The 18,800-nt window shown below is 60.5% G+C and carries 20 protein-coding genes; 15 read left to right on the top strand and 5 right to left on the bottom strand.

Annotated elements, in window-relative coordinates:
- Positions 1 to 31 precede the first annotated feature (31 nt).
- The gene (locus E4O98_RS26940; RefSeq protein ID WP_223017895.1) at positions 32 to 580 is read right to left on the bottom strand and encodes an NUDIX hydrolase; all 549 of its coding nucleotides are present in this window, start codon (positions 578 to 580) and stop codon (positions 32 to 34) included.
- A gap of 147 nt (positions 581 to 727) precedes the next feature.
- Between E4O98_RS26940 and E4O98_RS26945 the strand changes: the two genes are divergently transcribed.
- The 5 genes from E4O98_RS26945 to purT all read left to right on the top strand — a co-directional run bounded on the left by E4O98_RS26945 (position 728) and on the right by purT (position 3,973).
- Positions 728 to 1,330, top strand: a complete 603-nt coding sequence (locus tag E4O98_RS26945; protein WP_078822240.1) for a CoA pyrophosphatase — start codon at positions 728 to 730, stop codon at positions 1,328 to 1,330.
- 35 nt (positions 1,331 to 1,365) lie between these two features.
- A complete protein-coding gene (locus tag E4O98_RS26950) occupies positions 1,366 to 1,890 on the top strand; it encodes a gamma carbonic anhydrase family protein (RefSeq protein ID WP_005791135.1) in 525 nt (174 codons plus the stop codon).
- Positions 1,887 to 2,102, top strand: coding sequence for a DUF1289 domain-containing protein (locus tag E4O98_RS26955; protein ID WP_032879631.1), 216 nt, complete (start codon positions 1,887 to 1,889; stop codon positions 2,100 to 2,102). The genes E4O98_RS26950 and E4O98_RS26955 overlap by 4 nt, the downstream gene beginning before the upstream one ends.
- 151 nt (positions 2,103 to 2,253) lie before the next feature.
- A complete protein-coding gene (locus E4O98_RS26960) occupies positions 2,254 to 2,721 on the top strand; it encodes a preQ0 transporter (RefSeq protein ID WP_005791131.1) in 468 nt (155 codons plus the stop codon).
- Positions 2,722 to 2,791: 70 nt separating this feature from the next.
- Positions 2,792 to 3,973 (top strand): formate-dependent phosphoribosylglycinamide formyltransferase, encoded by a 1,182-nt coding sequence (gene purT / locus E4O98_RS26965; RefSeq protein WP_019817237.1) that lies wholly within the window; start codon positions 2,792 to 2,794, stop codon positions 3,971 to 3,973.
- 95 nt (positions 3,974 to 4,068) lie between these two features.
- Here the strand turns inward: purT and E4O98_RS26970 are convergent, their stop codons facing one another.
- From E4O98_RS26970 to ccsA, 3 genes are all read right to left on the bottom strand, one after another.
- Positions 4,069 to 5,379 carry an MFS transporter gene (locus tag E4O98_RS26970; RefSeq protein WP_005791128.1) on the bottom strand — a complete coding sequence of 437 codons (1,311 nt, stop codon included), beginning with the start codon at positions 5,377 to 5,379 and terminating at the stop codon, positions 4,069 to 4,071.
- Positions 5,380 to 5,744: 365 nt separating this feature from the next.
- Entirely contained in the window at positions 5,745 to 6,983 is a 1,239-nt protein-coding gene (locus tag E4O98_RS26975) for a transporter associated domain-containing protein (RefSeq protein ID WP_248136733.1), read from the bottom strand.
- 12 nt (positions 6,984 to 6,995) lie between these two features.
- Positions 6,996 to 7,799 (bottom strand): cytochrome c biogenesis protein CcsA, encoded by an 804-nt coding sequence (gene ccsA / locus E4O98_RS26980; protein ID WP_177327411.1) that lies wholly within the window; start codon positions 7,797 to 7,799, stop codon positions 6,996 to 6,998.
- A 241-nt stretch (positions 7,800 to 8,040) separates the two neighbouring features.
- Between ccsA and ffh the strand changes: the two genes are divergently transcribed.
- From ffh to E4O98_RS27010, 6 genes are all read left to right on the top strand, one after another.
- Entirely contained in the window at positions 8,041 to 9,417 is a 1,377-nt protein-coding gene (gene ffh / locus E4O98_RS26985) for a signal recognition particle protein (protein ID WP_248136736.1), read from the top strand.
- A gap of 251 nt (positions 9,418 to 9,668) precedes the next feature.
- Positions 9,669 to 9,920: a 30S ribosomal protein S16 gene (gene rpsP / locus E4O98_RS26990; protein WP_003175899.1), complete on the top strand. Its 252-nt coding sequence runs from the start codon at positions 9,669 to 9,671 to the stop codon at positions 9,918 to 9,920.
- Between the two features lie 5 nt (positions 9,921 to 9,925).
- Positions 9,926 to 10,462 carry a ribosome maturation factor RimM gene (gene rimM, locus E4O98_RS26995; RefSeq protein ID WP_003175898.1) on the top strand — a complete coding sequence of 179 codons (537 nt, stop codon included), beginning with the start codon at positions 9,926 to 9,928 and terminating at the stop codon, positions 10,460 to 10,462.
- Positions 10,444 to 11,217: a tRNA (guanosine(37)-N1)-methyltransferase TrmD gene (trmD, locus tag E4O98_RS27000; RefSeq protein ID WP_173664496.1), complete on the top strand. Its 774-nt coding sequence runs from the start codon at positions 10,444 to 10,446 to the stop codon at positions 11,215 to 11,217. Before rimM ends, trmD begins: the two co-directional genes overlap by 19 nt.
- 45 nt (positions 11,218 to 11,262) lie before the next feature.
- Positions 11,263 to 11,613 carry a 50S ribosomal protein L19 gene (rplS, locus tag E4O98_RS27005; protein ID WP_003175895.1) on the top strand — a complete coding sequence of 117 codons (351 nt, stop codon included), beginning with the start codon at positions 11,263 to 11,265 and terminating at the stop codon, positions 11,611 to 11,613.
- Positions 11,614 to 11,694: 81 nt separating this feature from the next.
- Positions 11,695 to 12,108, top strand: coding sequence for an acyl-CoA thioesterase (locus E4O98_RS27010; RefSeq protein ID WP_005791095.1), 414 nt, complete (start codon positions 11,695 to 11,697; stop codon positions 12,106 to 12,108).
- On the opposite strand, the gene E4O98_RS27015 is transcribed toward E4O98_RS27010, so the two are convergent.
- A complete protein-coding gene (locus E4O98_RS27015) occupies positions 12,109 to 13,917 on the bottom strand; it encodes a sodium:proton antiporter (RefSeq protein WP_032879635.1) in 1,809 nt (602 codons plus the stop codon). It abuts the gene before it with no gap.
- A gap of 107 nt (positions 13,918 to 14,024) precedes the next feature.
- Here E4O98_RS27015 and xerD point away from each other — a divergent pair, with 107 nt between their 5' ends.
- The 4 genes from xerD to thrC all read left to right on the top strand — a co-directional run bounded on the left by xerD (position 14,025) and on the right by thrC (position 18,711).
- Positions 14,025 to 14,921 carry a site-specific tyrosine recombinase XerD gene (gene xerD / locus E4O98_RS27020; RefSeq protein ID WP_078822235.1) on the top strand — a complete coding sequence of 299 codons (897 nt, stop codon included), beginning with the start codon at positions 14,025 to 14,027 and terminating at the stop codon, positions 14,919 to 14,921.
- A gap of 148 nt (positions 14,922 to 15,069) precedes the next feature.
- On the top strand, positions 15,070 to 15,801 hold the full coding sequence (locus E4O98_RS27025; RefSeq protein ID WP_005791088.1) for a thioredoxin fold domain-containing protein: 732 nt from the start codon (positions 15,070 to 15,072) through the stop codon (positions 15,799 to 15,801).
- A 128-nt stretch (positions 15,802 to 15,929) separates the two neighbouring features.
- On the top strand, positions 15,930 to 17,234 hold the full coding sequence (locus E4O98_RS27030; protein ID WP_005791086.1) for a homoserine dehydrogenase: 1,305 nt from the start codon (positions 15,930 to 15,932) through the stop codon (positions 17,232 to 17,234).
- A 67-nt stretch (positions 17,235 to 17,301) separates the two neighbouring features.
- Positions 17,302 to 18,711, top strand: a complete 1,410-nt coding sequence (gene thrC / locus E4O98_RS27035; protein WP_032879637.1) for a threonine synthase — start codon at positions 17,302 to 17,304, stop codon at positions 18,709 to 18,711.
- Positions 18,712 to 18,800: the final 89 nt, after the last annotated feature.

Below are 18,800 nucleotides of genomic sequence, written 5' to 3' on the forward strand. Positions count from 1 at the left end.
GGTATCCCTGATAAAGGTGCTGCCTGGAAGGTTATTTGGTTGGGCGTGTCATCGGCGGGACCGACTCGCTGCGCACCGGGTACACCTGTTGGCGACGGTCAGCGAAAAAGCATTCTAAGGTACGCCCGACCGTGCGGAAAGCCAGCTCGGACCAAGGGATATCAGCTTGATCGAACAGCTTCACTTCAAGGCTTTCCGGGCCTGCGGCAAAATCCAGGTCGATCAGCTCGGCGCGGTAGAAAATATGCACCTGGCTGATGTGCGGCACATTGATCAGGGTATAGATGCTCAGGTTGCGCACGCGGGCGCAGGCTTCTTCCAGGGTTTCACGCATGGCCGCCTGTTCCACGGTCTCGCCGTTTTCCATAAAGCCTGCGGGCAGGGTCCAGTAACCCAGGCGCGGCTCGATGGCACGGCGGCACAGCAGCACTTGATCGCCCCACACCGGTACGGTGCCGGCGACGATATTGGGGTTTTGATAGTGAATGGTCGAACAGTGATCACACACAAAACGCAGGCGTGCGTCGCCTTCGGGAATACGTTGGGTAACCGGTTTACCGCACTGGCTGCAGAAATTCATGCTGGGGTTCCTGGAGAATGGGCACATCTTGGCTTGGTGCCGGGCGTTCCTGCAAGTTGTCGTTTCGCGACATGCACCGGGTTTTGGGCTTGGGCGCCCGCACGCTTTGGTGCATGATGCAAGGTAGCCAACAGACCGAGATGACTCATGCTGGACGAGCTACTTCGCCGGGTAAGCAATCACACCCCTCACACCTTGGAAACTGACGGGCGTTTCCCCGAGGCCGCAGTGCTGGTGCCGATTACCCGCACTGACGAACCTGAGCTGATCCTGACTCTGCGCGCCAGCGGCCTGTCGACCCATGGTGGAGAAGTGGCCTTTCCTGGTGGGCGGCGTGACCCTGAAGACCCGGACCTGATCTTTACCGCCTTGCGCGAAGCCGAAGAAGAAATCGGCCTGCCGCCGGGGCTGGTTGAGGTAATAGGCCCGTTGAGCCCGCTGATTTCCCTGCACGGCATCCGTGTAACGCCCTATGTGGGCGTGATCCCTGACTACGTCGAATACCTGGCCAACGACGCCGAAATCGCCGCCGTCTTCAGTGTGCCCCTGGAGTTTTTCCGACAGGACCCACGCGAACATACCCACCGGATCGATTACCAGGGCCGCAGTTGGTATGTGCCCAGCTACCGCTTCGGTGAATACAAGATCTGGGGGCTGACGGCGATCATGATCGTCGAGCTGATCAATCTGCTCTATGACGACGCCAAGATCAGCCTGCACCAGCCGCCCAAGAGTTTTATCAATATCTAAGCCATCGCATGAATGGCAAGCCGTGAGGGAAAACCATGAAATACCGCCTGGGCGATGCCCGCGTCGAGACCCATCCCAACAGTTGGGTCGCACCCAATGCCACGCTGGTGGGCAAGGTCAAGCTGGAGGAGGGCGCCAACGTCTGGTTCAACGCGGTGTTGCGCGGCGATAACGAACTGATCCTGATCGGCAAGAACAGCAACGTGCAGGACGGCAGCGTGATGCACACCGACATGGGCTACCCGCTGACCCTCGGCACCGGCGTGACCATCGGCCATAACGCCATGCTGCACGGCTGCAGCGTCGACGACTACAGCCTGATCGGCATTAACGCGGTGATCCTCAATGGCGCCAAGATCGGCAAGCACTGCATCATCGGCGCCAATTCGCTGATCGGTGAAGGCAAGGAAATCCCCGATGGCTCGCTGGTCATGGGCTCGCCGGGCAAGGTGGTACGTGAGCTGACTGAGGCGCAGAAACGTATGCTCGAAGCCAGCGCCGCGCACTATGTGCACAATTCGCAGCGCTATGCCCGAGACTTGGTTGAGCAGGAAGAATGAGTGCAGTTGAACGGCCTGTAGCCTCGCCCTGTGTGAATATTTGCGCGCTGGACGAGGACGATATCTGTACCGGCTGCCAGCGCAACGTGGACGAGATTACGCGTTGGGGCCGCATGGATAATGCCGAACGCCGGGTGGTGTTGGGGTTGTGTCATGAGCGGGCGGTGGCCAGTGGGATGGTGTGGATGACGCCCAAAAGCTCGGGTGCCTGATCGATTGCTATCGGGAGCAAGCCCCCTCCCACACTTGAATGTGTTCACAGATCAAAATGTGGGAGGGGGCTTGCCCCCGATGAGGCCCTCCCAGACGACATATGTCTAATTGTGAAGTACCCTGTGTCCCTTGTTCACAGGTCATTCATCCATGTTTTTCCTGATCGCCTACATCAGCAGCGTCGTGCTGATCAACTTCGCCTTCTCCACCGCCCCGCACCTGGATGTCATCTGGTCCGCCTGGGGTGGCCTGGTATTTATCCTTCGCGACATGGTGCAAACCCGCTTCGGCCACGGCGCGATCATCGCCATGCTGGCGGCGCTGGTGCTGTCGTATATCACTTCCGACCCGTCCATCGCCCTGGCCAGTGCTACGGCGTTCGCGGTGTCCGAGTGCATCGACTGGCTGGTGTTCAGCATCACCAAACGCCCGCTGCATGATCGCCTGTGGATAAGTTCGGCACTGAGTATTCCCCTCGATACCTTTATTTTCTTCGGCTTGATCGGCGCGCTCACACCGGCGGTGGCGGGCACGGCGTTGGTGTCTAAATTTGCCGGTGTCACCGTGGTCTGGCTGATCATGGCCTGGCGCATCCGCCGCCGCACCATCGCCAACTGAGGCCAATTTTTACAGTTCATGTAAAATGCCGGCCTTTCTCCCCCATGATCCGCTCCCCTGAGGACCTGAGATGACCCGAATCGGAACTCCATTGTCGCCAACCGCGACCCGCGTTTTGCTGTGTGGCTGCGGTGAGCTGGGCAAGGAAGTGGTGATCGAACTGCAACGCCTGGGTGTTGAAGTGATCGCCGTGGATCGCTACGCCAACGCGCCGGCGATGCAGGTGGCGCACCGTAGCCACGTGATCAACATGCTCGACGGTGCGGCGCTGCGTGCAGTCATCGAGGCGGAGAAGCCGCACTTCATCGTGCCGGAAATCGAAGCCATCGCCACCGCCACTCTGGTGGAACTGGAGGCTGAAGGCTTCACGGTTATCCCGACCGCCCGCGCCACGTCGTTGACCATGAACCGTGAGGGCATCCGTCGCCTGGCCGCCGAAGAACTGGACCTGCCGACCTCGCCGTACCACTTTGCCGACACCTTCGAAGACTACAGCAAGGCCGTCCAGGACCTGGGCTTCCCCTGCGTGGTCAAGCCGGTGATGAGTTCGTCGGGCAAGGGCCAGAGCCTGTTGCGCAGCACTGATGACGTGCAGAAAGCCTGGGATTACGCGCAGGAAGGCGGGCGTGCCGGTAAGGGTCGAGTCATCATCGAAGGCTTTATCGATTTCGACTACGAAATCACTCTGCTGACCGTGCGCCACATTGGCGGCACCACCTTCTGCGCGCCGGTTGGCCATCGTCAGGAGAAGGGCGACTATCAGGAGTCCTGGCAGCCACAGGCCATGAGCCCGATCGCCCTGGCCGAATCCGAGCGCGTTGCCAAGGCGGTAACCGAAGCCCTGGGCGGCCGTGGTCTGTTTGGTGTGGAGTTGTTCATCAAGGGCGATCAGGTGTGGTTCAGCGAAGTGTCGCCGCGCCCACATGACACCGGTTTGGTCACACTGATTTCTCAGGACCTGTCGCAGTTCGCGCTGCACGCTCGCGCCATCCTGGGCTTGCCGATCCCGTTGATCCGTCAGTTCGGGCCTTCGGCGTCGGCGGTGATCCTGGTGGAAGGGCAATCGACCCAGACGGCGTTTGCCAACCTCGGCGCGGCATTGAGCGAGCCGGACACGGCGTTGCGCCTGTTTGGCAAGCCAGAAGTGAATGGCCAGCGCCGTATGGGTGTGGCGTTGGCGCGGGATGAGTCGATTGAAGCGGCTCGCGCCAAGGCGACCCGGGCCTCCCAAGCGGTTGTTGTAGAGCTCTAAAAGCATCGGGAGCAAGCCCCCTCCCACATTTAACCGCGTATAACCTTTGGAATGCGGTCGAATGTGGAAGGGGGCTTGCTCCCGATAGCGGTTTATCAGGCGACCTTGTTCAAATCATTATCCCGCGTCTCTTTCAGGCACAGCACCGCAATCAAACTCAGCAACGCTGCCGCCGACACATACCCACCGACATAACTGAGCCCACCCATCGCCACCAGCTTGGTCGCGAAGAACGGTGCTGCAGACGCCCCGACAATCCCACCCAGGTTATACGCCGCCGAAGCACCGGTATAACGCACACGCGTCGGGAACAACTCCGGCAGCAGGGCACCCATCGGTGCGAAGGTCACACCCATCAGAAACAGCTCCAACGCCAGGAACAGCGCCACGGCCCAGGTCGAGCCGTGGGTCAGCAGCGGCTCCATGGTAAAGCCCGAGAGAATCGCCAGGATCGCCCCAACGATCAGCACCGGCTTACGTCCATAACGATCACTGGCCAGCGCTGCCAGCGGCGTCGCCAAGCCCATGAACAGCACGGCAAAGCACAGTAAGCCGAGGAACGTCTCGCGGCTGTAGCCCAGTGTGGAAACGCCGTAGCTCAGGGAAAACGCCGTGGTGATGTAGAACAGCGCGTAGCACACCACCATCGACGCAGCGCCCAGCAGCACCGGCAGCCAATGCTGGCTGAACAGTTCCACCAGTGGCACCTTCACCGGTGCTTCTTTGGCTACGGAGTTGGCGAACACTGGGGTTTCATGCAGCTTCAGGCGTGCATACAGACCCACCATCACCAGTGCGGCGCTGAGAATGAACGGAATACGCCAGCCCCAGCTACGGAACTGCTCGTCATTCAGGCTCATGGCCAGGATCAGGAATAAACCGTTGGCCGCCAGAAAGCCAATCGATGGGCCCAATTGCGGAAACATGCCAAACCAGGCGCGCTTGCCCTTGGGTGCGTTCTCGGTCGCCAGCAATGCCGCGCCGCCCCATTCCCCGCCAAGGCCCAGGCCCTGGCCGAAGCGCAATACGCACAACAGAATCGGTGCCCAGGCGCCGATGCTGTCATAACCGGGCAGTAAGCCGATCAAGGTGGTGCACACGCCCATCAGCAGCAGCGAGGCCACCAGGGTGGATTTGCGCCCGATACGGTCGCCGAAATGGCCGAACAGCGCCGAGCCCAGCGGACGGGCGATAAAGGCGATGCCAAAGGTCAGGAACGAGGCCAGCATCTGCGCGGTGCCGGAGCTCTGGGGAAAGAACACCGGGCCGATCACCAGCGCAGCAGCCGTGGCGTAGATATAGAAGTCGTAGAACTCGATGGCAGTGCCGACGATGCTCGCCGTGGCGACGCGGGCGGTCGAGTTGGTAGGGGCGGCGGTCGCAGCCTCTTGGTAGGTGGTGCTCATGGCAGTATCCCTGACGGTCATTGCGCGTTTGGACGCGGATTATTATTGGTCGAACACCCATGGATCAGGGTTGTGCGCGGGGCGGCTCGGGATGGGAGCAAACACCGGTCGGACATGATTAAGCGGTGCCTGGACACGCTGAGTGCGGGTAGCACGCGGTCGGGCGGGGCTTGGGTAAGCCGGATGGATTATAGGAAGGGGGCTAAGGATCCAACAAGGGGCTGGTGAGGATCTATGGCCTGGAACTGGATCAATGTGGGAGCTGGCTTGCCTGCGATAGCATCACCTCGGTTCAACTGAAGGACCGAGTCGCCTGCATCGCAGGCAAGCCAGCTCCCACATTGACCGGGTTGAGCCTGCTGAGGTCAGGCAGCGACGGGCACATGGCTGGTATGCCAGATCAACACCTTGCTCACCCGGTTGTCCTCGGTTTCGAGGATTTCCAGGCGATAGCGGCCGATCTTCAGGCACACCGCGCAATCGGGGATGGTTTCCAGCGCTTCGGTCACCAGGCCGTTGAGGGTCTTGGGGCCGTCGCTGGGCAGGTGCCAGCCCAGGCTTTTGTTCAGTTCGCGGATCGAAGCGGCGCCGTCAATGATGTAGCGGCCATCGGGCTGGGCCTCGATGTGGGGGTTATCCACAGCCTGATCGCTTTCGAACTCGCCGACGATTTCTTCCAGGATATCTTCCAGGGTAACGATGCCCAGCACTTCGCCGTATTCGTCCACCACCATGCCCAGGCGCCGTTGCTGCTTGTGAAAATTCAGCAGTTGCAGCTGCAATGGTGTGCTTTCCGGAACGAAATAGGGTTCGTGACAGGCAGCGAGCAGCGCCTCTTTGGTCAGGCTGGCGTCGGGGAGCAGGTGCTGGACCTGGCGCGTGTTGAGCACCGCTTCGACCTGGTTGATATCACTGTGGAACACCGGCAGGCGCGTGCGTTGGGAGCTGCGCAGCTGCTCGATGATCTCGCCGATCGAGTCATCCAGGTTGATGCCGTCCACTTCACTGCGGGGCACCAGGATGTCGTTGACGGTGATGTTATCCAGCGCGTGGATACCGGGCATACCGGGCGCACGGTCTTCGTCGGCCTCGGGCGGGGCTTGGTCGTCATGGTCCGGCAGCGGCTCATCGCTGTTTTTCACCACACCGGACTTGCGCGCGAACGGGCGCAGCAGCAACAGGCTGATGCCGTTGAGCAGCCAGGCCAGCGGGTAGAGGATTTTCAGCGGCACGCCCAGCAGGGCGTTACCGAAACCCAACACCGCTTGCGGATGGCGGGTGGCCAGGATGCGAGGCAGGTAGTCGGCGAGAATCAGCAGCAGTGCACAAGAGATCAGCCAACCCAGCCATGGGCCGTTCTGCGCCCAGGCATAGATTGCCAGCAGCGTGCAAAGGATCACCACGGCGGCGCGGCACAGGCTGTTGCACAGAATCAGGCTATGGCGCGGGAAGCTCAGGCGTGCGGCAGCCTTGTCGCCCTGGCGGGTACCGGGGCGCAGGGCCAACAGATGCTGTTGTGCTGCTTCGATGGCGGTAAACAGCGCCGCCCATAAAATCAGCAAGGCAATGACGGCGAGCATCGGCTCCAAAGGCAAGTTATCCATGATCGCTGCCCGTCAGATATGCAGGATGTATTCGCGAACCAGCTTGCTGCCGAAATAGGCCAGCATCAGCAGGCAGAACCCGGCCAGGGTCCAGCGTATTGCCTTGTGCCCACGCCAGCCGAGGCGGTTGCGGCCCCACAGCAGCACGCTGAACACCACCCAGGCCAGGCACGCCAGCAGGGTCTTGTGCACCAGGTGCTGGGCGAACAGGTTCTCGACGAACAGCCAGCCGGAAATCAGCGACAGCGACAGCAGGGTCCAGCCGGCCCACAGGAACCCGAACAGCAGGCTTTCCATGGTTTGCAGCGGCGGGAAGTTCTTGATCAGCCCTGAGGGGTGCTTGTGCTTGAGCTGGTGATCCTGCAGCAACAGGAGCAGGGCCTGGAACACCGCAATGGTGAACATGCCGTAGGCGAGGATCGACAACAGGATATGGGCAAGGATGCCGGGCTCCTCATCGATCACCTGTACGGTGCCGGTGGGCGTGAACTGCGCCAGCAATACCGTCAGCACGCCCAAGGGGTATAGCAGCACCAGCAGGTTCTCGACGGGAATGCGGTAGCAGGCCAGCAGTGTCAGTGCGATGACGGCCGCGGCGATCAGGCTGGCGGCGCTGAAAAAGTCCAGGCCCAGGCCCACCGGCGTCATCAGGTGAGTGAACAGGCTGGCGGCATGGGCCAGCAGGGCCAGCACGCCAAGGCCGACGAGCAGACGTTTGTCCGCTTTGGCGCCTTGGGCCAGACGAGTGCCCTGATAGAGAGTCGCAGCGGCATACAGAATGGCGGCGGCGAGGCTGGGTAGCAAACTGGGTGACAAGGGGAGCATAAATCCTGGTAGGCAAGCCCGAAAGGCGTTGAGTTTGGCACACACCTGCGCTGCAAGAAAGACTCCCGGGCCAGACAGCGGGTGTGCATGGGCGCAGTCTTCGCTATAATCCGCGACCTGCCCACGCCGCAGGCTCGGCGAGCGCTGTTTTTAATAGCGATTGACCACAGCCTGGGCCGCCATTACCTCGGTCTACCTGCATTTCGATGAGTAGGGCCTGAAAGGATCGCGCATGTTTGAAAACTTGACTGACCGTCTCTCGCAGACGCTGCGCCACGTTACCGGCAAGGCCAAGCTGACCGAGGACAATATTAAAGACACCCTGCGTGAAGTGCGCATGGCGTTGCTGGAAGCCGACGTGGCCTTGCCGGTGGTGAAGGATTTCGTCAACTCGGTCAAAGAGCGCGCGGTCGGCACCGAAGTGTCCCGCAGCCTGACCCCGGGCCAGGCCTTCGTGAGGGTCGTCCAGGCCGAACTCGAAAGCCTGATGGGCGCGGCCAACGAAGACTTGAACCTGAGCGCCGTGCCGCCAGCCGTCGTATTGATGGCCGGCCTGCAAGGCGCGGGTAAGACCACCACCGCCGGCAAGCTGGCGCGCTTCCTTAAAGAGCGCAAGAAGAAATCCGTGATGGTGGTGTCGGCCGACGTGTACCGTCCGGCGGCCATCAAGCAGTTGGAAATGCTCGCTGGCGAAGTAGGCGTGACCTTCTTCCCGTCCGACCTGAGCCAGAAGCCGGTCGACATCGCCAACGCCGCTATTAAAGAAGCCAAGCTCAAGTTCATCGACGTGGTCATCGTCGATACCGCCGGTCGCCTGCACATCGACGAAGAGATGATGGGCGAGATCAAGGCGCTGCATGCCGCGATCAACCCGGTCGAAACCTTGTTCGTAGTCGATGCCATGACCGGCCAGGATGCGGCCAACACCGCCAAGGCCTTTGGTGATGCGCTGCCGCTGACCGGCGTGATCCTTACCAAGGTCGACGGCGACGCACGCGGCGGTGCCGCGCTGTCGGTACGTGCCATTACTGGCAAGCCGATCAAGTTCATCGGTATGGGCGAGAAGAGCGACGCGCTCGAACCGTTCCACCCCGAGCGTATCGCCTCGCGTATCCTCGGCATGGGTGACGTGCTCAGCCTGATCGAACAGGCCGAAGCCACGCTCGACAAGGACAAGGCCGACAAGCTGGCCAAGAAGCTGAAGAAGGGCAAGGGCTTCGACCTCGAAGACTTCCGTGACCAGTTGCAACAGATGAAGAACATGGGCGGTCTCGGCGGCCTGATGGACAAGCTGCCCAACATCGGCGGTGTGAACCTGGCGCAAATGGGCAATGCCCAGGGCGCGGCAGAGAAGCAGTTCAAGCAGATGGAAGCCATCATCAACTCCATGACCCCGGCCGAGCGCCGCGACCCTGAGCTGATCAGCGGTTCGCGCAAGCGCCGGATCGCCATGGGTTCCGGCACCCAGGTGCAGGACATCGGTCGCTTGATCAAGCAGCACAAGCAGATGCAGAAGATGATGAAGAAATTCTCCGCCAAAGGCGGGATGGCCAAGATGATGCGCGGCATGGGCGGTATGTTGCCCGGCGGCGGCATGCCGAAAATGTAAAGTATTCGAGCGGGAGCCCGGCTCCTGCTCCGACCCACAGGGATGTGGGATCTCCAGCAAACCCGCCGTTGGCGGGCGCTGACTCGCCGTTTTAACCGACGGCTCTATAGCAGATCTGAATGGCACGCTGATAGGCGCCAGAAAAAGACATTTGCAAAAGTCCGGATATTCCTTAGAATATGCGGCCTTTCGGGCACCTATGCCCGCTGTGCATTTAGATTTGCAGCACCGACTACAGGAACGATGTTCACATGCTAACAATCCGTCTTGCCCTTGGCGGCTCCAAAAAGCGCCCGTTTTACCACTTGACCGTAACCGACAGCCGCAACCCGCGCGACGGTTCGCACAAGGAACAGGTTGGTTTCTTCAACCCTGTTGCTCGTGGTCAAGAAGTTCGTCTGTCCGTGAACCAAGAGCGCGTAGCCTACTGGCTGAGCGTTGGCGCACAGCCATCCGAGCGCGTTGCAAAACTGTTGAAGGACTCGGCTAAGGCCGCAGCCTGAGCAATATGAACGCGACGCCAGCTGTTGCTGATGATTTGATCGTTATCGGCAAGATTTACTCTGTTCATGGCGTTCGCGGCGAAGTGAAGGTGTATTCCTTTACTGATCCGACTGAAAACCTGTTGCAGTACAAAACCTGGACGCTCAAGCGCGAGGGGAGTGTGAAGCAGGTTGAGCTGGTCAGTGGACGCGGGAGCGATAAGTTCCTGGTCGCAAAGCTCAAGGGTCTTGATGATCGTGAAGAAGCTCGTCTTCTGGCCGGTTATGAGATCTGCGTGCCGCGCAACCTGTTCCCTGAATTGACCGACGGCGAGTACTACTGGTACCAGCTGGAAGGTCTGAAGGTTATTGATCAACTCGGGCAATTGCTGGGGAAAATCGATCATCTTCTGGAAACCGGCGCCAATGATGTAATGGTGGTCAAGCCTTGCGCTGGCAGCCTGGATGATCGCGAACGCTTGTTGCCCTATACCGAGCAATGCGTGTTGGCCGTCGACCTGGCAGCGGGCGAGATGAAGGTGGAATGGGACGCGGACTTCTAAGCGTGGCTAATTTGCGCATTGAAGTGATCAGTTTGTTTCCCGAGATGTTTTCCGCCATCAGCGAGTACGGCATCACCAGTCGGGCGGTGAAACAGGGGCTGTTGCAGCTCACCTGTTGGAATCCGCGAGACTACACGACGGATCGACATCACACTGTGGACGATCGCCCATTTGGCGGTGGCCCGGGCATGGTGATGAAGATCAAGCCCCTGGAAGATGCATTGGTTCAGGCCAAGGCAGCCGCCGGGGAGAAGGCGAAGGTAATTTACCTGTCCCCTCAAGGCCGTCAGCTGAAACAGGCGGCGGTACGCGAACTGGCGAATGAGGAAAGTTTGATCCTGATTGCCGGTCGCTATGAAGGCATTGACGAGCGTTTTATTGAAGCTCATGTCGATGAAGAGTGGTCGATTGGGGACTATGTATTGTCTGGCGGCGAGCTGCCGGCAATGGTCCTGATAGATGCGGTTACACGACTGCTGCCTGGAGCTTTAGGGCATGTGGACTCTGCGGAGGAGGATTCCTTCACGGATGGTTTGCTGGATTGCCCGCACTACACCCGACCGGAGGTGTATGCGGATCAGCGTGTTCCCGACGTATTGCTAAGTGGCAATCACGCACACATCCGGCGTTGGCGTTTACAGCAGTCCCTTGGTCGGACCTATGAACGACGCGCCGATCTTCTGGAAAGCCGCTCGCTTTCTGGAGAAGAGAAGAAGCTGCTCGAGGAATACATCCTCGCGCGGGACGATAGTTAACAACGTATCGATGGTAGGTCCATTGACTTACCTTAGGAGCACAGCATGACTAACAAAATCATCCTTGCACTCGAAGCAGAGCAGATGACCAAAGAGATCCCTACCTTTGCCCCGGGCGACACCATTGTCGTTCAGGTGAAAGTGAAGGAAGGCGACCGTTCGCGTCTGCAAGCGTTCGAAGGCGTGGTAATCGCCAAGCGTAACCGTGGTGTGAACAGTGCTTTCACTGTTCGTAAAATCTCCAACGGTGTTGGCGTAGAGCGTACTTTCCAGACCTACAGCCCGCAAATCGACAGCATGGCCGTCAAGCGTCGCGGTGACGTACGTAAAGCCAAGCTGTACTACCTGCGTGACCTGTCCGGTAAAGCAGCTCGCATCAAGGAAAAACTGGCTTAAGTCCAGCTTCCCGATGCAGAAAAAAGCAGCCTACGGGCTGCTTTTTTGTGTCTGAAATTTGTCCATTTGCCGGTATTGACCATGACCACCCGTCTCGAAGAAATCCAGCGCCGCACCGACCTGTCCGTCACCCGCGTGACCAAGGCCGTGTTCCCGCCGACCACCAACCACCACAACACCCTGTTCGGCGGCACCGCCTTGGCATGGATGGACGAAGTGTCGTTCATCGCCGCCACGCGCTTCTGTCGCTTGCCTTTGGTGACGGTCTCCACCGACCGTATCGACTTCAATCACGCAATCCCGGCCGGCTCCATCGTTGAGCTGATCGGCCGGGTGATCAAAGTCGGCAACACCAGCCTCAAGGTTGAAGTGGAAGTGTTTGTCGAGAGCATGAGCGCTGATGGCCGTGAAAAGGCGATCCAGGGCGTGTTCAGCTTTGTCGCGATTGACGCGGACAAACGCCCTGTACCGGTACTGCCTGGGTTTGCCGACTGATTACGTGGCGCTGCCGTTCTCCGGTTGAATCACCGCCAGCAGGGTCCAGCCGGCCGCGGGCTTCAAGCTGCTCTCGGGCGTGACCACATGCACCCAGCCGCTGGTGTCCCGGGCAAACAGCAAGGTGGCGCGCTCCCCGTGCAACGCCTGGTACTGCTCCCAGCCAAAGCCGTCGGTGAGGTTGGTGCTATACAGTTCGGCGCCCTGGCCCAACAGGCTGGCCAGTTTGGTATAGCTCAGGGGTTGGCTGCCCAGCAGGTGGCCGCGGTGTTCGTGGCTGGCCTTGTGTTTGTCGGTGCGGCGGCTTTCCTGGCTGCTGGCCAGGGCGAACAGGCGATGGCCGAAATCATGGCGAAAACGCATGGTCGCCAATGCGTTCAGCTCGCCGGACGGGGAGAGCGCGAGCAAATGCCCCAGGCCGACCAGATCCAGATGGGACTCGGCATGTTGGGAGGCGGGGTTGCCGAAGTAGGTCGGCAGGCCCTCCATGCGACTGGCGCGGATATTTTCCCAGCTGGAATCCGTCAGCAACACGCGGCTGCCCAATTGTTGCAACGCCTTGCCGAGCGCCCGCGCCGGGCCGTTCGCGCCGACGATCAGGAAACCGCTGGGCGCAGGCTCGGCGACTTTCAGCAGGCGCGCCAAGGGGCGTGCCGTGGCGCTTTGCAGCACCACGGTGCCGATGATCACCGCGAAGGTCAGCGGCACCAGCAATAACGCGCCTTCATGCCCTGCCTCATCCAGGCGAATCGCAAAGATCGCCGACACCGCCGCCGCCACAATCCCCCGTGGTGCGATCCAGGCCAGCAGCGCACGCTCGCGCCAGTTCAGTCCGGAGCCAAAGGTTGAGAGCGCTACGTTCAGTGGGCGTGCAATAAACTGGATGATCACCAGCAGAATCAGCACGAATGGCCCCAGGGCGATCAAGGCATTCAGGTCCAGGCGCGCCGCCAGCAGGATGAACAGCCCGGAAATCAGCAGCACACTGAGGTTTTCCTTGAAGTGCAGGATGTGTCTTACATCCACACCCTTCATGTTCGCCATCCACATGCCCATCAGCGTGACCGCCAGCAGGCCGGACTCATGCATCACCTGGTTGGCAGCGATAAAGATGCCCAGCACACCGGCCAGCGTCGCGAGGTTATGCAGGTATTCCGGCAACCACTGCCGGCGCATGATCTGCCCCAGTACCCAGCCGCCGGCGATCCCGAACAGGCTACCGCAGAGGATGACGCCGCCAAAGGTCAGCAGGCTATGGCTCAAGCCGTCGCCCGAAGCCCGGGCAATAATGAAGCTGTAGACCACTACCGCCAGCAGCGCGCCAATCGGGTCGATGACGATGCCTTCCCAGCGCAGGATATTGGCGATGGAGGCTTTGGGGCGTACCACGCGCAGCATCGGCACGATCACGGTCGGCCCGGTCACCAGGGTCAGGGTGCCGAACAGCAGGGCGAGCATCCAGTCAAAGCCCAGCAGCCAGTGCGTGGCCAGGGTGATCACCGCCCAAGTCGACAGGGCACCGACCGTGACCAGGCGATGCACCACGCTGCCGATTTCCTTCCATTCCGACAGGTGCAGGGTCAGGCTGCCTTCGAACAGGATCAACGCCACGGCCAGGGACACCAACGGCATTAACAGAGGGCCGAACATCTCCTGCGGGTCGAGCCAGCCCAGTACAGGCCCCGCCAAAATACCCGTCAATAACAGAAACAGGATCGCCGGCAACTTGAGCCGCCAGGCCAGCCATTGGCAGCCCAGCGCCGCTACTCCAATACCACCAAAGGCCAGCAAAATCTGTTGTTCATTCATTGAAGCTTCCTGTTCCTTGAAGTAGCGGGCTATGAAAGACTAGCGGCCCTTGTCACAGTTCACTAAATAATTCGCACAGCCCCCATGCTGCGCCGCTTTGAGTACCCATGCCCGCCATCGACCACCCTTTGATCGACCGTTTCCTCGACGCCCTCTGGCTGGAAAAAGGCCTCTCGGATAACACGCGCCAGGCCTACCGCAGTGATCTGGCCCTGTTCAATGGCTGGTTGCAGGAAAAAAACCTTGAGCTGATCAACGCCGGGCGCGAGCTGATCCTCGATCACCTGGCCTGGCGCCTGGAGCAGAACTACAAGCCGCGCTCCACCGCACGGTTTCTCTCCGGCGTGCGTGGCTTTTATCGCTACCTGTTGAGGGAAAAGCTCATCGCGACCGATCCAACTCTACAAGTCGATATGCCGCAATTAGGCAGGCCTCTTCCCAAGTCTTTGTCGGAAGCTGACGTGGAGGCTTTGCTGGCTGCGCCGGATCTCAGCGAAGCCATCGGCCAACGTGATCGCGCCATGCTGGAAGTGCTCTACGCCTGCGGCCTACGGGTGACCGAACTGATCAGCCTGACGCTGGAGCAGGTCAACCTGCGCCAGGGCGTATTGCGTGTGATGGGCAAGGGCAGCAAGGAGCGGCTGGTGCCCATGGGCGAGGAGGCGATTGTGTGGGTCGAGCGCTACATGCGCGATGCGCGCCACGAATTGCTCGGTGGGCGCCCCAGTGATGTGCTGTTTCCCAGCCTGCGCGGCGAGCAGATGACCCGCCAGACCTTCTGGCACCGCATCAAGCACCAGGCCAAAGTGGCTGGAATCGGCAAGGCCCTGTCGCCTCACACACTGCGCCATGCGTTCGCCACCCATTTGCTCAACCATGGTGCCGATTTGCGTGTGGTACAGATGCTGCTCGGGCACAGCGACTTATCCACAACCCAGATCTACACCCATGTGGCACGCGCACGTTTGCAGGATATGCACGCCAAGCATCACCCGCGCGGATAAAAACGTCAGAAATGGCCCATTTTACTTGTCGCGGTCTGCCCTCCCGCCCAACTGTGGTAGGCTTTGCCGGTTCGCAAAGGGGACGGCACCCGTTGTGTTCCAGATCAGTATTCTGCTCCCGTCCCTGCCTCTGCCTTCAGGAGTTCCCATGCGCTTGACCCAGATTATTGCCGCCGCAGCCATTGCGTTGGTTTCCACCTTTGCTGTCGCCGATGATGCGGCCGAGCAGACCATTCGCAAGAGCCTGGCCAACCTGGCGCTCGACACCCCGATCGAAAGCATCAGCGCCAGCCCCATGGCCGGCCTGTATGAAGTCAAGCTCAAGGGCAGCCGTGTGCTGTACGCCAGTGCCGATGGGCAGTACATCGTGCAGGGCTACCTGTTCCAGCTCAAGGACGGCAAGCCGGTCAACCTGACCGAGAAGGCCGAGCGCCTGGGCGTGTCAAAGCTGATCAACGGCATCCCGGTGGCTGAAACCGTGGTTTACCCCGCCATCGGCGAAACCAAGACCCACATCACCGTGTTCACCGACACCACCTGCCCGTACTGCCACAAGCTGCACGCCGAGATACCGGCACTGAACAAGCTGGGTGTGGAAGTGCGCTATGTAGCGTTCCCGCGCCAGGGCCTGGGTTCGCCGGGTGACGAGCAGTTGCAAGCCGTATGGTGCTCGGCCGACAAGAAGGCCGCCATGGACAAGATGGTCGACGGCAAGGAAATCAAATCGGCCAAATGCGCCAACCCGGTTTCCAAGCAGTTCGCCCTGGGCCAGTCCATTGGTGTGAACGGTACACCGGCCATCGTTTTGGCCGACGGCCAGGTGATTCCGGGCTACCAGCCGGCGCCGCAAGTTGCCAAACTGGCACTGGGTGCCAAGTAAGCATTAATCGTCGAGCCTTTGACGATCATGACCCGCCGAACTGTCGACGGGTCATTAATTGAGAGCCGCAGTTGTGCGGCTGTTTTCACGGCCGACCTAGCGTCGGCCGTTTCATGGGGAGTTCTTCAGTGAAACCGGTCAAAGTAGGCATCTGTGGGTTAGGGACCGTCGGTGGCGGTACCTTCAACGTACTTCAGCGTAACGCTGAAGAAATTTCCCGCCGCGCAGGTCGCGGGATTGAAGTGGCGCAAATTGCCACGCGTTCGCCAAAGCCTCAGTTCGAAACGACCGGTATTGCGATTACCAACGATGTATTCGCCGTGGCCACCAACCCTGAGATCGATATCGTCATCGAGCTGGTAGGCGGCTACACCGTGGCCCGCGAGCTGGTGCTCAAGGCCATCGAGCACGGCAAGCACGTGGTCACCGCCAACAAGGCGCTGATCGCCGTGCACGGCAACGAGATCTTCGCCAAGGCTCGCGAGAAGGGCGTGATCGTGGCGTTCGAAGCCGCGGTGGCCGGCGGTATCCCGGTGATCAAGGCGATCCGTGAGGGCCTGTCTGCCAACCGCATCAACTGGGTGGCCGGCATCATCAACGGCACCGGTAACTTCATCCTCACTGAAATGCGCGAGAAGGGCCGTACCTTCGAAGACGTACTGGCCGAAGCCCAGGCCCTGGGCTACGCCGAAGCCGACCCGACCTTCGACGTGGAAGGCATCGACGCGGCACACAAGCTGACCATCCTGGCCTCCATCGCCTTTGGTATCCCGCTGCAATTCGACAAAGCCTACACCGAAGGTATCACCAAGCTGACCACCGCCGACGTGAATTACGCCGAAGCCCTGGGCTACCGCATCAAGCACCTGGGCGTGGCGCGCAGCACCCCGGCCGGTATCGAGTTGCGTGTGCACCCGACGCTGATTCCAGCCGACCGCCTGATCGCCAACGTCAACGGCGTGATGAACGCGGTGATGGTCAACGGTGACGCCGCCGGTTCCACCCTGTTCTACGGCGCCGGTGCCGGCATGGAGCCGACCGCTTCGTCGGTGATCGCCGACCTGGTGGATGTGGTCCGCGCTATGACCAGCGACCCGGAAAACCGCGTACCGCACCTGGCCTTCCAGCCGGACTCGCTGTCGGCCCACCCGATCCTGCCGATCGAAGCCTGCGAAAGCGCCTACTACCTGCGCATCCAGGCCCAGGACCATCCGGGCGTGCTGGCCCAGGTCGCCAGCATTCTGTCGGAGCGCGGTATCAACATCGAATCGATCATGCAGAAGGAAGTCGAGGAGCAAAACGGCCAGGTGCCGATGATCCTGCTGACCCATCGCGTGCTCGAGCAGCATATCAACGATGCCATCCACGCCCTCGAAGCCCTGCAAGGTGTGGTCGGCCCGGTGGTGCGCATTCGCGTCGAGCACTTGAACTAACCGATTTGTTCCAGGGGCCCCGCACCTTCGGCGGCCTCTGTTCGAGAATGTTTTAGAGGAGCCACTCATGCGTTACATCAGCACCCGCGGCCAGGCACCGGCCCTGAATTTCGAAGACGTCCTGCTGGCAGGCCTTGCCACCGACGGCGGCCTGTACGTGCCGGAAAACCTGCCACGCTTCACCCAGGAAGAAATCGCTTCCTGGGCCGGCCTGCCGTACTACGAGCTGGCGTTCCGGGTAATGCGCCCGTTCGTCACCGGCAGCATTCCGGATGCGGACTTCAAGAAGATCCTGGAAGAGACGTACGGCGTGTTTGCCCACAGCGCCATCGCGCCTTTGCGCCAGCTGAACGGCAACGAGTGGGTGCTGGAGCTGTTCCACGGCCCGACCCTGGCGTTCAAGGACTTCGCCCTGCAACTGCTGGGGCGCCTGCTGGACTACGTGCTGGAAAAGCGCGGCGAGCGCGTGGTGATCATCGGCGCCACCTCCGGTGACACCGGTTCGGCTGCCATCGAAGGGTGCAAGCACTGCGAAAACGTCGACATCTTCATCCTGCACCCGCACAAGCGCGTGTCGGAGGTGCAACGTCGCCAGATGACCACCATCTTCGGTGAGAACATCCACAACATCGCCATCGAAGGCAACTTCGATGACTGCCAGGAAATGGTCAAGAACAGCTTCGCTGACCAGAGCTTCCTCAAGGGCACACGCCTGGTGGCGGTGAACTCGATCAACTGGGCGCGGATCATGGCCCAGATCGTCTACTACTTCCACGCCTCCCTGCAGCTGGGCGGCCCGGCGCGTTCGGTGTCGTTCTCGGTGCCGACCGGCAACTTCGGCGACATCTTCGCCGGTTATCTGGCACGCAACATGGGCCTGCCGATCAATCAGTTGATCGTTGCTACCAACCGCAATGACATCCTGCACCGCTTCATGAGCGGCAACCAGTACGTCAAGGAAACCCTGCACGCCACACTGTCGCCATCCATGGACATCATGGTGTCGTCTAACTTCGAACGCTTGCTGTTCGACATGCACGGTCGCAATGGCGCGGCGCTGGCCGAGTTGATGAGCAGCTTCAAGCAGGGTGGCGGTTTCAGCGTCGAGCAAGAGCGCTGGACCGAAACCCGCAAGCTGTTCGACTCCCTGGCCGTGGATGATGCGCAGACGTGCGAAACCATTGCCGAGGTCTATGCCCAGACCGGCGAAGTGCTCGACCCCCACACAGCTATCGGCGTGAAGGCTGCGCGCGAATGCCGCCGTAGCCTGGATATTCCGATGGTGATCCTGGGTACCGCGCACCCGGTCAAATTCCCCGAAGCGGTGGAGAAGGCCGGTGTTGGCAAGGCGCTGGAATTGCCGGAGCACCTGGCCGACCTGTTCGAGCGTGAAGAGCGCTGCACCGTGCTGGCTAACGACCTGAAGGCGGTGCAGGCGTTTGTCAGCCAGCATGGCAATCGTGGCAAGCCGCTCTGATGCCCGCGGTTGATCAGATTACATCCGGCAGTTAGCTTTTTTGCAGTCGGCCAAGCCCGTCCTCGTGACGGGCTTTTTTATTTTGGCGA

It is taken from the genome of Pseudomonas sp. W2Jun17 (assembly GCF_023127795.1).
Taxonomy (GTDB): Bacteria; Pseudomonadota; Gammaproteobacteria; order Pseudomonadales; family Pseudomonadaceae; genus Aquipseudomonas; species Aquipseudomonas synxantha_A.

Excerpts from the sequence above, each read along its gene's own strand:
- E4O98_RS26940 (WP_223017895.1), bottom strand. The coding sequence starts at position 580 with ATGAATTTCTGCAGCCAGTGCGGTAAACCGGTTACCCAACGTATTCCC.
- E4O98_RS26945 (WP_078822240.1), top strand. The coding sequence starts at position 728 with ATGCTGGACGAGCTACTTCGCCGGGTAAGCAATCACACCCCTCACACC.
- E4O98_RS26950 (WP_005791135.1), top strand. The coding sequence starts at position 1,366 with ATGAAATACCGCCTGGGCGATGCCCGCGTCGAGACCCATCCCAACAGT.
- E4O98_RS26955 (WP_032879631.1), top strand. The coding sequence starts at position 1,887 with ATGAGTGCAGTTGAACGGCCTGTAGCCTCGCCCTGTGTGAATATTTGC.
- E4O98_RS26960 (WP_005791131.1), top strand. The coding sequence starts at position 2,254 with ATGTTTTTCCTGATCGCCTACATCAGCAGCGTCGTGCTGATCAACTTC.
- purT (WP_019817237.1), top strand. The coding sequence starts at position 2,792 with ATGACCCGAATCGGAACTCCATTGTCGCCAACCGCGACCCGCGTTTTG.
- E4O98_RS26970 (WP_005791128.1), bottom strand. The coding sequence starts at position 5,379 with ATGAGCACCACCTACCAAGAGGCTGCGACCGCCGCCCCTACCAACTCG.
- E4O98_RS26975 (WP_248136733.1), bottom strand. The coding sequence starts at position 6,983 with ATGGATAACTTGCCTTTGGAGCCGATGCTCGCCGTCATTGCCTTGCTG.
- ffh (WP_248136736.1), top strand. The coding sequence starts at position 8,041 with ATGTTTGAAAACTTGACTGACCGTCTCTCGCAGACGCTGCGCCACGTT.
- rpsP (WP_003175899.1), top strand. The coding sequence starts at position 9,669 with ATGCTAACAATCCGTCTTGCCCTTGGCGGCTCCAAAAAGCGCCCGTTT.
- rimM (WP_003175898.1), top strand. The coding sequence starts at position 9,926 with ATGAACGCGACGCCAGCTGTTGCTGATGATTTGATCGTTATCGGCAAG.
- trmD (WP_173664496.1), top strand. The coding sequence starts at position 10,444 with ATGGGACGCGGACTTCTAAGCGTGGCTAATTTGCGCATTGAAGTGATC.
- rplS (WP_003175895.1), top strand. The coding sequence starts at position 11,263 with ATGACTAACAAAATCATCCTTGCACTCGAAGCAGAGCAGATGACCAAA.
- E4O98_RS27010 (WP_005791095.1), top strand. The coding sequence starts at position 11,695 with ATGACCACCCGTCTCGAAGAAATCCAGCGCCGCACCGACCTGTCCGTC.
- E4O98_RS27015 (WP_032879635.1), bottom strand. The coding sequence starts at position 13,917 with ATGAATGAACAACAGATTTTGCTGGCCTTTGGTGGTATTGGAGTAGCG.
- xerD (WP_078822235.1), top strand. The coding sequence starts at position 14,025 with ATGCCCGCCATCGACCACCCTTTGATCGACCGTTTCCTCGACGCCCTC.
- E4O98_RS27025 (WP_005791088.1), top strand. The coding sequence starts at position 15,070 with ATGCGCTTGACCCAGATTATTGCCGCCGCAGCCATTGCGTTGGTTTCC.
- thrC (WP_032879637.1), top strand. The coding sequence starts at position 17,302 with ATGCGTTACATCAGCACCCGCGGCCAGGCACCGGCCCTGAATTTCGAA.